Source organism: Exiguobacterium sp. N4-1P, from assembly GCF_002214325.1.
In genome coordinates this window covers 2,163,977-2,177,096 of sequence record NZ_CP022236.1, presented here as the reverse complement: position 1 = coordinate 2,177,096, position 13,120 = coordinate 2,163,977, and the positions used below count along the sequence as shown (strand labels likewise).

Below are 13,120 nucleotides of genomic sequence, written 5' to 3'. Positions count from 1 at the left end.
TACCGGTAAACGGAAAAAAGGGGGAGTCCGATATGGAGATACGCGAAGCAATTCCTACTGATGCGGCACGCATTCATGATATTGCCATCACCTCTTGGATGGATACGTATGAAGAGATTTACTCGGAAAGCTCGAAAGCCCATTTCGTACAAGAGGCGTATCCGCAAGAAGAAGTCGTTCGAGCAATTCGGACGGCGGAGGAAGCGCGGGGAGAATATTTCAATGTCGCCATTATCGAGGAAGAAATCGTCGGTTTCATCCATGCAATCGATGTTGACGGCACGTGGGAAATCGTTCGCTTGTACGTACTACCGAAATATCAACAAAATGGGATTGGGCGAAAGTTGATTCGTGAACTTGAACACCAAGGTGCTTCTCCAATTGAAGTCTACGTTGAATCAAGAAATTATAAAGCGCGCCAGTTTCTAGTCTCTTTCGGTTTTAAAGAAGAAAGTGAAACGACTGAAGAAATTTTCGGTCAAGTGGAACCTGTGACACGCTTAAAGCGTATATATGAATGAAAATCCAACTTAAGATGGTTTTGACATCAAGATGTAAACGTTATAATACAGAGATACTTGTATGAAGAGGTGAGTTTGTGGAAGATCAAGCAACAGGAATTATCGTACTTGTCTATCCCCTTCAACTGCGAGCGACGCCGAGCGATGCGTTAATTCGAGTCCTTGAAAAGGATTATGAAGTGTTACGTGTAGACGCACCGCGCCGAATATCGCTTGAGGAACATCAACAACTGCTGAAGGATGCTTTACGAGAAGCCGGAAAACGAAAGTTACCGATTCATATCATCGCCTGCAGCATGGGCGCACTCGTCGTCAACCGGCTACTGCAGGAATATGAATTGCCGATTGCGAGTTTGTCGTATATTTCGCCGTTATTTGATTGGCATAATTCAAAACAACTCGGTGGCGTCAAACAAGTATTTGCAAGTGCATTCGATCGTTTTCGACCGGATGCGCCACTCGGGATGTTGCCGTTTGGTCAAAATAGTGAAGATACGGCACGTCTCGGTGAGTTGACATATGCACAGTACCGGGAGATTGAAGAAGAAATCGTCTTACATGATGAAGAGCGGAAGAAACTACCACGAGTCAACCTCGCTTGTTTTTATGCACCGGACGATCAATTCGCGGACGTAAAATATACGTTAGAGATTTGCCGGAAAATGGGTGGCGATCAAATCTATCTTCAACGGCTCCATGGATTTCCGCATTTCAGCTTTGAACGTCTCAATACGCGGTTCGCTGAAAAATTATTGCTTTTTTTGAAGATGGTTGAGGAATGACAAAAAAGACGCTGTCGTGCTGACAGCGTCTTTTACTATTAATCGAGTGTTTGCTTTTTTAATTTTTTTTCGATGGCGATGATGAAAGGTGGATTGTTTTGTTGATTGAGAAAACGATACTGTAAGACGGCGTAGTCTTGCTGCGAAAGACTTTCGACATAATCGAGAACAGCATCCCGTTCACGTCTTCCTTCTACATGTCCATGATAGATGACGAGGACGATTAAACCGCCGGGTACGAGGACAGGTAACAAAGCACCTAGCGCTTCTAACGTATCTTCACCGGTCGTCGTGACGGACTTGTCACTTCCTGGTAAATAACCAAGATTGAAAACGCCTGCTCGAATCGGACGGGCTTCATTAACGAGGCGTGCGCCAACATGAATATGACTTTCGTGGTAGAGATCGACCCACTCTTTGACGTGAGCGGTTTCTAGACGACGTTTCGTTTCTTCAATCGCTTGTTCTTGTACATCGAAGGCGATAACACGACCGTCTGGTCCGACTTGTTCCGCAAGAAACAAGGTATCGTGACCATTTCCGGCAGTCATATCGACGACACAATCTCCTTCGTGGATGACAGATTCTAAGAGTTCTTTGGCGTAAGGTAAGACGCGGGCTAGTGACATGGGTTCAGACTCCTGTTCAAGTAAGATTATTCTTTGTTCGTTCATCACGTATTCTTTTGTTCCTGATTATACCATTATTCCGATGATTCATTCAAAATGAAGTTTCTTGACAGAACACAGAACAATTTCGTAAAGTGGCAAGGGTGAGAACTATATTGGAGGACACCTATTATGCCGAAATTACCTCGTGCGGTCTGGATCCTCGTGTTGGCGATGGCGATCAATACGACAGGAGCCTCTTTTTTATGGCCGTTTAATACATTATATATTCATGAATACTTAGGCGAATCCATGACCAAGGCAGGAATGGCCTTGTTCGTCAACTCTGCGCTCGCAATCGTCGGAAATTACATGGGTGGAAAAGCGTTTGATCGTTTAGGTGGGAAGCGGACGCTCATCATCAGTGTCATCGGACTCGTGATTGCTTCGATTGGTCTGCTGTTGTTCCATCAGACATTCATTGGTTATGTGACGATGCTTGGATTGATCGGTTTCGTCGGGGGGATGGTGTTCCCGACGATTTACGCATTAACCGGTCTGATTTGGCCAAAAGGCGGACGACGTGCCTTTAATGCAATCTATGTAGCACAAAACGTTGGAGTTGCGCTCGGTACGGCAGTCAGTGGTCAAATTGCTGCGATTGATATTCAATTTATCTTCATCGCGAACTTATTGCTCTATGTAGTGTTTGCGATTGTTCTGTTCATAGGTTTGAACTGGATTCAGGCGCCGCAGGTTAAACGACAAAAAGAGTTTACGACGGAAGAAGTCCGTGAGCCGTTATCGAAGGAGTCGGTTCGGACGATGCTCTACGTTTCAGTCGGGTATGCGTTGCTTTGGTTCGTTTACGTACAATGGCAAGGAACGTTTGCCGTCCACACGAAATCACTTGGTGTGACGATTTCCGAGTACTCGATTTTATGGACAATCAATGGAGCATTAATCGTCTTCGCACAACCGCTCTTGACGCCGATTTTAAGATGGTTCGGAGATGATTTAAAACGTCAATTATTGACGGGAACGGGCATCTTCTTATTATCCTATCTCATCGTACCGTTTGCTGAAGGGTTTGAAATGTTTCTTGTTGCGATGGTCATTTTAACGGTTGGAGAGATGTTCATCTGGCCAGCTGTCCCTGCGATGGCGGCACGACTTGCACCGATCGGTAAAGAAGGGGAATTCCAAGGGTACGTCAACATTGCGGCTTCCGCTGGACGGATGATTAGTCCGACGGTCGGTGGATTGATTTACGATTTATCTGGGATGAATGCGGTCTTCTTGACGCTAATCGGATTGATTTTACTTGCAGGTATCGTATTTGTTCGAGCAATTCCTAAAATCAATTAAGATATCTTAGACCAACTGTTTCGAAAAAGAAATAGTTGGTCTTTTTTTGCTGGACGGAATAAAAAGAAATCAAACAGGGTAGTGACTTAAAGAGGTAAAATTTAATTAATTAACCAAATTAAAGAAATTTAATTTTATTTTTATGGTCTGTTTTTTAACAGGAGGTGTACCATAATGGCAAAGTGCGTTTTCATCGACGATCAGGCAACTTGGACAGCACTTATTCGCAATCAGCCGCTAGACATCTTTTACAGTTATGAATACGTTATGTTAAATGCACGAGAAGGGGAACATCCCGGGTTGATTTATTTTCAAGGAGAGGCCGGGAAACTGTTTTATCCTTTCTTAAAACGAGCTATTTTTGATACGGAGTATTGGGATTTGATTACTCCATACGGATATGGCGGTCCTGAAGTGGTGGGTGATTTGACTGAAAAGGAGTGAGCAGAGGCTCGAACTTCCTTTTATGACTGGGCATTGCAGAAAAAGATTGTCACAGAGTTGATCCGATACAATCCGTTGACTGAAAATCAGCGGTTTGCGCACCACTGGACGCAAAAAGAATTTATTCGACATACTACGAGTATCGACTTACGACCATCCGTAGAAGAAATTACACAGACATTTCATAAAAAGACGCGGAGTATGGTTCGGAAATCATTGGCTTCTGACTTAGTTGTCCGACGAGGGACACACGAAGATTTACAATCATTCATTCAGTTGTATTATCAGACGATGGACCGAAAGGATGCCTCGAGCCATTACTACTTTTCTCGAGACTACTTCGAACAGTTATTTGAGTCGACGAGCCTCTGTACGCCGCTCCTCTTGATTGCAGAACTTAACGAGGAAATCATCGGAGGTTACTTCGTTTTACTTGGCCGAGAATTTGCACATGGTCATTTGATTGGCTGTAAGCGGGATGAACATAAGGTCTATCCAAATCAACGGTTAGAATTTGAGGCTATTTTATGTGCGAAAGATGCCGGGTTGGTCGAACAGCATTTAGGTGGCGGGTATAAAGAGCGTGATAGCCTGTTCGAGAGTAAGTGTCGCTATACGGGCTATCGTTTATTTGAATATCATTTAGGAAAAAATGTTCTACTGCCTGCTCAATATGAACAACTGTGCCAGCTCTATGGAGACGGAGAGTTGGAACATTATTTTCCGGGATATCGTTCGCAACCAACACTGATTTCGAAATGATAAAAACGACAGTCCATCACTGTCGTTTTTTTTGTTAAAATCAAAAAAAGGAGTGAATGGGATGCAAACGAGGGGTTTAATCTTCGATATGGATGGCGTCATTTTAGATAGTGAAATTCGCTACTTTGGGGTACATAAAAAAATGTTTCATCAACTCGGGATTCCACTTGATTTAGTTCAATATGCGACCTTCATGGGTAAGACGGGCGACGAGATGTGGCAGGAATTAATTGAACAACATCGCTTACCGCATCAAACGGATGTGTTACTTGCACAGGAACATGACTTATTTCAACAACACGCCAAGCCGGAAGACTGTGGATTAAAGGAAGGGGTTCATGAGTTGATGAGTATCGCTCGAAGCGAAGGTTACGGGATTGCAATTGCATCATCGAGTTCGCTTGAAAAAATTGAACGCGTCATCGCATTTTATGGGTTGACAGTCGACGCCTACACGAGCGGTTTTGAAGTCCCGCGCTCTAAACCGGACCCAGCTATCTTCGAGCTGACAGCAAAACGGATGGGTCTCGCCCCAGAGTCATGTATCGTAATTGAGGACGCGGCGAACGGCATGATGGGGGCGAAAAAAGCTGGGATGGAAGTCATCGCGTTACTCGACGACCGGATGCCGGGGCAGATGTTACATCACGCGGATCATCAGGTTTCAACACATGCTGCGATTGGAGAAATTTTACGGAAACGTTGACGGTTGATTAAGATTCAGATTAAACTAACTAATAGATAGTCAGATGCAACGAACTGAAGTAGTAGTGGAGACATTCCGTTTAGAGAACTGGTGGGTGGTGCAAACCAGTCGGAACTGTCCATGAACTCGTCAGGGAGCATGATTCGTGAACAACGAGTAGCGAATCCGGTCCTTCACACCGTTATCTGTGAGTCAAGCGGTCTGTCATTGACAGACAACGTGGGTGGTACCGCGGAAGCCAAACCGGTCTTTCGTCCCTATTCTTAGGGGCGGAGGACCGGTTTTTTTAATCAGAGGAGGAAGAATAGATGTCGTATAATCATCGTGAGATTGAACCAAAATGGCAAGCGCGCTGGGAACAGGATAACGCGTTCGTAACGACGGAAGACCCAAGTAAGGAAGGCTTTTATGCCCTCGACATGTTTCCTTATCCATCGGGAGCAGGACTGCATGTCGGACACCCGGAAGGATACACGGCAACGGATATCCTCGCACGGATGAAACGGATGCAAGGGTATAACGTCCTTCACCCAATGGGATGGGATGCGTTCGGACTCCCGGCAGAACAGTATGCACTCGATACGGGGAATGACCCGCGTGAGTTCACGGCACAAAATATTGAAACGTTCAAACGTCAGTTGAAAGACCTCGGTTTTTCATATGATTGGGACCGTGAAATCAATACGACGGATCCGAAATACTACAAATGGACACAGTGGATCTTTACACAACTGTACGAAAAAGGACTTGCGTTCGTCGATGAAGTGGCAGTCAACTGGTGCCCGGCACTTGGAACGGTCCTTGCGAATGAAGAAGTCATCGATGGATTGTCTGAACGTGGAAATCATCCCGTCGTCCGTGTCCCGATGCGCCAGTGGGTCCTTAAGATTACGGAATACGCGGACCGTCTCCTCGACGATTTAGATGAACTCGATTGGCCGGAGTCGGTGAAAGAAATGCAGCGGAACTGGATTGGTAAATCGGAAGGTGCGGAAATCGACTTTACGATTGACGGCCACAAAAAACAAGTCACGGTCTTCACGACACGTCCGGATACAGTCTTCGGCGCAACGTACCTCGTCTTAGCACCGGAGCATCCATTCGTCGCGGACATCATGACAGCAGAACATCAGGCAGCAGTCGAATGTTATATCGCGTCTGTTCAGACGAAATCGGATCTTGAACGGACGGATCTTGCAAAAGAGAAGACAGGTGTCTTCACGGGTGCGTTCGCCGTCAACCCGATTTCTGGCGAACGTCTTCCGATCTGGATTGCCGACTATGTTCTTGCGACGTATGGAACAGGTGCCATCATGGCCGTTCCGGCACATGACGAACGCGATCATGAGTTTGCGAAACAGTTTGACCTTCCAATCATCGAAGTCGTAAAAGGCGGAAATGTCGACGAAGCAGCGTATACGGGAGAAGGGGAGCATGTCAATTCACAAATGCTCGACGGTCTCTCGAAGGCGGACGCAATCGAAACCATCATCGCGGAACTCGAAACGAACCAAGTCGGACGGAAGAAAATTACGTATCGTCTGCGTGACTGGCTCTTTAGCCGTCAACGCTATTGGGGCGAGCCGATTCCAGTCGTCCATATGGAAGATGGAACGATGAAGACGCTGGATAAAGAAGAGTTGCCGCTTGAACTTCCGATGATTCCTGAAATCAAACCGTCGGGAACAGGAGAGTCGCCGCTTGCTCTTGCAGAAGAGTGGCTCGACTATACGGATCCTGTGACAGGGATGAAAGGACGCCGCGAAACGAACACGATGCCACAATGGGGCGGTAGCTGCTGGTACTACCTTCGTTTCATCGATCCGCATAATGAAGAGGCACTCGCGGATCCGGAGAAATTAAAATACTGGCTTCCGGTCGATATTTATATCGGTGGGGCAGAACATGCGGTCCTTCACTTACTGTACGCACGTTTCTGGCACAAAGTGTTATACGACATCGGCGTTGTTCCGACAAAAGAGCCATTCCAAAAGCTGTATAACCAAGGGATGATTCTTGGCGAAAACAACGAAAAAATGTCTAAATCACGCGGGAACGTCATCAATCCGGATGAAATCGTCAAATCACACGGAGCAGATACGCTTCGTCTGTACGAAATGTTCATGGGACCACTCGATGCGTCCGTATCTTGGTCGGAAAATGGGCTCGACGGTGCACGTCGCTTCCTTGACCGCGTCTGGCGTTTGTTCGAACGGACTGCAGACATTCAAGATGTCGAGACGGTTGATGCCGACTTTGAACGTGTCTATCACCAGACCGTCAAGAAAGTGACGGAAGACTTCTCGAACATTCAATTCAACACAGGGATTTCGCAGTTGATGGTCTTCGTCAACGAAGCGAACAAACAGCAAGTGTTACCGCGTCACTTCCTTCGTGGATTCATTCAGTTGTTGACACCAGTCGCACCTCACCTCGGGGAAGAGTTATGGGAGCAACTAGGGTTTGAAAAGACATTAACGTATGCGGCATGGCCGACATATGATGAAACGAAACTCGTCAGTGATACGATAGAGTTCGTCATTCAAGTCAACGGAAAAGTCCGTTCAAAATTGACAATCAGTATCGACGCAACAAAAGAAGAAATCGAAGCACTCGCTTTTGCAGATGAAAAAACAAAAGAGTGGATTGGCGACAAGACGGTTCGTAAAGTCATCGTCGTACCGAAAAAGCTCATCAATATCGTAGCAAACTAATACGAATCCCCTTGCCCATGTAGTCATGGAGGAAGGGGATTGTTTTTGAATTCAGTCTCGCGTCCGCTTTTTTTTTAGTGCGCCTTCTGCTACACTGAATCAGAAACCGAGAGAGAAAGGCGATTTGTGTAAATGAAACGATCCTATATAGTCTATACAACGATTTTTGCCGTCGTCTCCGGTCTGATCCTTTGTATTCTACTCGTCTTCTCAAAACCAGAGACGTTAGTGCAAATTCAAGAGACCTTCACAAAAATCGAGACGCAATCAAAACACCAAGCGGCTGTCAAACAAGTGCCGCCAAGCCTTCCTTCTTCGATTCCGAATCCGGAAGAACCATTAATCAAGGATGTTCAACAGATGTTATATGATGATTCGATTGGTTCCTATCTTGTTGTGACGGAAGATTATCATTTCTTTGAAGTCAGTGGGACGGGCGAGCGAATCAATGCTTCCTTCCAATTGAAGAATGATGGCAAACTGTTACTCGCAGGGCTTGACGGAATGGCACTCGTTGATGGTGAAACGGTTGCATTACTGACATCAAATCAAATTCTTGTGACGATTACGCGAAAAGACGGTGCATGGTCGGAAGAAACGCGTGAAAAAATCAAAGGCACGACCATTCGAGATAATTTTCATGGGCTTGGGTACGATGCTGAAGAAAAAGAATTTTACACGATCAATAACATCCGGTCGTTAGGGCGCATCGAATTGACGTATTTTAAAATGAAGCAAGATGAAATTAAAATTGATCCTGATGCGACAGCAAAAGAGAAAAAGAAACTCAAGAAAAAGCAGAAACCTCCGTATTTGACGGTTGTTACGCGAGATCGAATCGATGCTACAGATGGTATGCGGGCAGATGCAAAAAAAGCATTTGAAGAAAATTTCCGTCCGATTGGACTCGCAGAACGACAAGGGCGCATTTATACGTTGGACTCCGATTCCTTGTATCTTTATTCGATTGATGCGAAGGATAAGACGATCACGGGAGAATCTGCAAGTCCGAAAGTATACGGGGCAGAAGGAATCTTTGTTCAAGACAATGAACTGTTTGCTTTGGTCGAAACAGATAAATTTTCGAGCCGTTCGTTTACCCCGATCGATTGATCAAAAAAATTAAAAAGGTGTTCGTTCGTGAAAAAAATCACGAACGAACACCTTTTTTAAATTACGTCGTTTGATTGAGTAGAGCAGCATTCGTTCCGGCACAGTGTCCTGTTACAAAAGCAGCTGTAATGTTGTAGCCGCCGGTATAACCATGAATGTCTAAAATTTCTCCGGCAAAGAATAGACCGTCTGCTTTTTTCGACATCATCGTTTTTGGATGGATTTCTTTGATTGAGACCCCTCCGCCCGTGACGAAGGCTTTATCAAAATCAAGTGTCCCGGTCGCATGAAGTGGGAAACGTTTTAATGTTGTCAGCAGTTGCGTGAAATCTTGTTTCTTCACTTGCGTACAAACTTCGTCACCAAAACCGATTTGTGTGAAGAGTAATTCAAGCAAACGTTCCGGTACGAATCCCTTTAAGGCGTTTCGGACGGTTTTTTTCGGATTGGCTGCAAGCGCAGCCTGAAAACGTTCCGTCAATGCTCCGATTGATTCTTCTGGGAATAAGTCGACGGATAAATGAACGATTCTTTCGCCGGAGCGTTTGCGTTCCTTGATTGTATATTGGCTGCAACGTAGTGCGATCGGACCGCTCAGCCCGAAATGCGTAAAGAGCAAATCACCCGTGTGTGTTTTAATGGCTTTATCTTTTTTTCCGTGAACCGTCAAAGCGACGTCGCGGAGCGAGAGCCCTTGAAGTGATTTCGCTTGAATAAAAGCATCGTTCAGTAAGATCGGGACTTCGGTCGGGAAAAGTTCGGTAATCGTATGACCAGCTTTTTCAGCCCATGGGTACCCGTCACCGGTCGAACCCGTATGGGGCACGGATTGTCCACCGACTGCAACGACACAACTGTTCGCTTCAAGGCGTGTGCCGTCTTGCATGAGAACGGCTGCAAATGAACCGTCTGTGTGAAACTCGAGCGACGCGACTTCTGCATTCGTTTGAATCTCGGCACCGTGCGCTCGGATTTGATCAATCAAGACACGGACGACGTCAGCTGCTTTATCCGAGACAGGGAACATCCGCCCGTTATCTTCTTCTTTTAACGCCACACCAAACCCTTCGAACAGGTCGATGATCGACTCGTTACTGAATTGTGAAAAGGCGCTGTATAAAAAACGTCCGTTTCCTGGGATCGACTGGACGAGTTCGTCGAGCGGTTTACGATTCGTGACGTTACAACGCCCACCACCGGAAATCGCAAGTTTTCTTCCCAATTTATTTCCTTTATCGAGCAGGAGTGTTTTCGCGCCTGCTTGTAAAGAGGCGAGCGTTGCCATCAAGCCGCTCGGTCCGCCTCCGATTACGATTACATCGTACATGCTGTCACCTCATTGAATAGTTTTCTGCTTGTTCCACTTTAGCAGAAGTTCGGTCTGTAAACAAACCGTCTCTTTCTTTTATGAGAGGGGAGCGGTATAATGATTTGCAATTGTGCATCATAGAACTTGTTAATTGAGACAATATATTATAGGTTGTCAAGCGTTGAACTACCTCCACCTACGCTTCGCTTAGAGGTAGAGGATTCCTGATCTTGGTTGTTTTCAAACTAAGAGTGTCGGACAATTGACGTGTCGGAAGACACGTCTTGCCCGAAGACGATTCATCTCCCACTCACACTAGGACTACGCGCTGAACGTTTAAAAGTGGGAGTATTCTCGTCTAATTTTAATAAAAAAAGAAAGCGTGAGGGAAGTTACCATGGCCACTGTTAACAAAAAGCAATCGACTTCATCCAGTAACTCGGGATTCGTTCGTGGAACGATGCTCTTGTCTGGAGCATCACTGATTTCACGAGCCCTTGGTCTGATTTACCTGTTTCCTTTTCAGTTTATGGTCGGTGCGACCGGCATCATGTTTTATACGTATGCGTATAACTACTATGCAATCATGATCGGGCTGGCGACAGCGGGTATTCCAGTCGCCGTCTCTAAATTCGTCGCTAAATATAATGCACTTGGCGAATACGATACGAGTGAACGTCTGTATCGTTCTGGATTAAAGATCATGTCTTTGACCGGTATCGTTTCGTTCATCGCCTTATTCTTACTTGCCCCCTATCTTGCACATCGGGCAATTCCTGGCGGTGACGTCAATTCGGATTCTTACATCGATGCCGTGACGATGACGATTCGCGGGGTCAGCTTCGCGTTATTACTCATCCCACCGATGAGCATGACGCGCGGATATTTTCAAGGTTACCAATCGATGGGACCCACAGCAATTTCGCAAATTCTTGAACAAATCGTTCGAATTGTGTTTTTACTGGCAGGTGTTAGCATTGCGATTTATATCTTCGATGCGGATGCAGCATGGGCCGCAACGATTGCGACCTTCAGTGCATTCATTGGAGCAATCGGAAGTGTGGCAATCCTCGTTTACTATTTCCGGAAGCGTGCTCCCGGATTACAAGAATTACGTGACAGTCAAACGGTTCAATCACCGGAACGGCCGTTAACAGATCTTTACAAAGAACTTTTGACATATGCGATTCCGATCGTCATGGTCGGGTTATCGACGCCGCTTTATCAAGTCATCGATCAAAATACGATGAACGCAGCCTTGCAAAGTATCGGGTATACACTTGAGGCAGCGGGTAACGCGACAGCGTATTTAATTGCCGACAGTCATAAAATCGTCCTGATTCCTGTTTCGGTCGCAACCGGATTGTCGTTGTCGGCAACGCCGTTGTTGACAGCATCATTCACGCAAGGCAACATGAAAAAAGTTAAAAAACAAATTTCACAAATTTATCAATTGGCATTTTTCGTCACGATTCCAGCCGTCGTCGGGATGATTTTATTGAGTCAAGAGACATTCCATGTCCTCTTCCCGAAAGACCAGGAGGCATGGGTGTATCTTTTAAGTTATGCTCCAAGTGCGCTGTTCCTAGCGCTTTACTCTGTAACGGCAGCCGTCTTACAAGGAATCAATCGCCAATACTTTACAATCATTGCGACACTTGCCGGACTAGTGACGAAGTATTTACTAAACGCACCGTTGATTCATTTGACAGGTGACGGAACGGGTGCCGGGTATGCAACGATTCTCGGGTACCTCGTCGCGACAGGGTTAATGTTCTTCCGCATCACCCAAACGGTCGATTTTCCGTTCAGTAGTGTCTTGCGCCGGACATCGTTAATCACGATCATCAGTGCCATCATGGGTATCGGTGTTGCACTCGTGAAATGGGGAATGGTTGCATTCTTGCCAGAAACGACACTTGCGTCGCTCGCGATTTTAATCGTCGGTGCGGGACTTGGCATCGTGATTTTTGCCGGATTAGCCATTTGGACGGGACTGGCAGAAGCAGTATTAGGAAGAAAATTTTCAATGAAACGAGGACGTGGCAATGCGGCTAGATAAATTGTTATCCAATATGGGGGCAGGCTCCCGTAAAGAAGTCAAACAACTCTTAAAATCCGGTGCGATTCAAGTAGATGGTGAGATTGTACTCGACCCGAAACAGCATGTCGATGTCGAGACACAAGATATTCTCATGTATGGTGAACCTGTCGTTTATCAAAAATATATCTACTTGATGATGAACAAACCGCCTGGTGTAATCAGTGCGACGGAAGACAAGCGGGACCAAACAGTGATTGAGTTATTGTTCGAGGACGTGACGTACTTCAAACCATTCCCGGTCGGGCGACTGGATAAAGACACGGAAGGTTTATTACTGTTGACGAACGACGGTTCATTTAATCATGCGTTGATGTCACCGAAAAAACATGTTGCGAAAACGTACTATGCAGAAGTCATCGGTACGTTGACGGAAGAAGACGTGATTGAAGTACAAGAAGGTGTCACGTTGGAGGATGGATATAAAACGAAACCGGGGAAACTCGTAATCTTAGAGGCAACGGATGAGACATCGACTCTGGAACTGACGATTACAGAAGGCAAGTTCCATCAAGTCAAACGGATGATGCTGGCGTTAGGAAAAGAAGTGACGTATTTAAAACGTCTATCGATTGGTGAATTGCCACTTGATTCGACACTCGAACCAGGTGAGTACCGTGAACTGACGCGTGGCGAGTTAGCGCTGTTCGACTGGACACCGGAATAAGTGTCGTGTCAAAAAACGCTCCTGC

The 13,120-nt window shown here is 45.9% G+C and carries 12 protein-coding genes and 1 other annotated feature; of the genes, 10 read left to right on the top strand and 2 right to left on the bottom strand.

Translation table 11 applies throughout. The annotated features are described in order from the left end of the window. Positions 1–32 precede the first annotated feature (32 nt). Positions 33–521: a GNAT family N-acetyltransferase gene (locus tag A0126_RS11230; RefSeq protein ID WP_088837661.1), complete on the top strand. Its 489-nt coding sequence runs from the start codon at positions 33–35 to the stop codon at positions 519–521. A gap of 77 nt (positions 522–598) precedes the next feature. Then, on the top strand, positions 599–1,303 hold the full coding sequence (locus A0126_RS11225; RefSeq protein WP_088837660.1) for an alpha/beta fold hydrolase: 705 nt from the start codon (positions 599–601) through the stop codon (positions 1,301–1,303). Positions 1,304–1,341: 38 nt separating this feature from the next. On the opposite strand, the gene A0126_RS11220 is transcribed toward A0126_RS11225, so the two are convergent. Then, the gene (locus A0126_RS11220; RefSeq protein ID WP_157898525.1) at positions 1,342–1,977 is read right to left on the bottom strand and encodes a tRNA 5-(aminomethyl)-2-thiouridylate-methyltransferase MnmM; all 636 of its coding nucleotides are present in this window, start codon (positions 1,975–1,977) and stop codon (positions 1,342–1,344) included. Positions 1,978–2,103: 126 nt separating this feature from the next. On the opposite strand from A0126_RS11220, the gene A0126_RS11215 reads away from it, so the two are divergent. The 6 genes from A0126_RS11215 (at position 2,104) to A0126_RS11190 (ending at position 9,018) form a co-directional block, all read left to right on the top strand. Then, entirely contained in the window at positions 2,104–3,279 is a 1,176-nt protein-coding gene (locus tag A0126_RS11215; RefSeq protein ID WP_088837658.1) for an MDR family MFS transporter, read from the top strand. A 174-nt stretch (positions 3,280–3,453) separates the two neighbouring features. After that, the gene (locus A0126_RS11210; protein ID WP_088837657.1) at positions 3,454–3,723 is read left to right on the top strand and encodes a hypothetical protein; all 270 of its coding nucleotides are present in this window, start codon (positions 3,454–3,456) and stop codon (positions 3,721–3,723) included. Between the two features lie 33 nt (positions 3,724–3,756). After that, entirely contained in the window at positions 3,757–4,485 is a 729-nt protein-coding gene (locus A0126_RS11205) for a peptidoglycan bridge formation glycyltransferase FemA/FemB family protein (RefSeq protein WP_088837656.1), read from the top strand. Between the two features lie 61 nt (positions 4,486–4,546). Next, a complete protein-coding gene (locus A0126_RS11200) occupies positions 4,547–5,191 on the top strand; it encodes an HAD family hydrolase (protein WP_088837655.1) in 645 nt (214 codons plus the stop codon). Between the two features lie 39 nt (positions 5,192–5,230). Further along, positions 5,231–5,453: a binding site (T-box leader), on the top strand. Positions 5,454–5,499: 46 nt separating this feature from the next. Further along, positions 5,500–7,905 carry a leucine--tRNA ligase gene (gene leuS, locus A0126_RS11195; RefSeq protein WP_088837654.1) on the top strand — a complete coding sequence of 802 codons (2,406 nt, stop codon included), beginning with the start codon at positions 5,500–5,502 and terminating at the stop codon, positions 7,903–7,905. Positions 7,906–8,037: 132 nt separating this feature from the next. Beyond that, a complete protein-coding gene (locus A0126_RS11190; RefSeq protein ID WP_088837653.1) occupies positions 8,038–9,018 on the top strand; it encodes a hypothetical protein in 981 nt (326 codons plus the stop codon). Positions 9,019–9,079: 61 nt separating this feature from the next. Here the strand turns inward: A0126_RS11190 and A0126_RS11185 are convergent, their stop codons facing one another. After that, the gene (locus A0126_RS11185) at positions 9,080–10,345 is read right to left on the bottom strand and encodes a BaiN/RdsA family NAD(P)/FAD-dependent oxidoreductase (RefSeq protein ID WP_088837652.1); all 1,266 of its coding nucleotides are present in this window, start codon (positions 10,343–10,345) and stop codon (positions 9,080–9,082) included. A 379-nt stretch (positions 10,346–10,724) separates the two neighbouring features. On the opposite strand from A0126_RS11185, the gene A0126_RS11180 reads away from it, so the two are divergent. After that, positions 10,725–12,389 carry a putative polysaccharide biosynthesis protein gene (locus tag A0126_RS11180; protein ID WP_088837651.1) on the top strand — a complete coding sequence of 555 codons (1,665 nt, stop codon included), beginning with the start codon at positions 10,725–10,727 and terminating at the stop codon, positions 12,387–12,389. Further along, entirely contained in the window at positions 12,376–13,095 is a 720-nt protein-coding gene (locus tag A0126_RS11175) for a pseudouridine synthase (RefSeq protein ID WP_029331204.1), read from the top strand. The genes A0126_RS11180 and A0126_RS11175 overlap by 14 nt, the downstream gene beginning before the upstream one ends. The last annotated feature ends 25 nt before the right edge of the window (positions 13,096–13,120 follow it).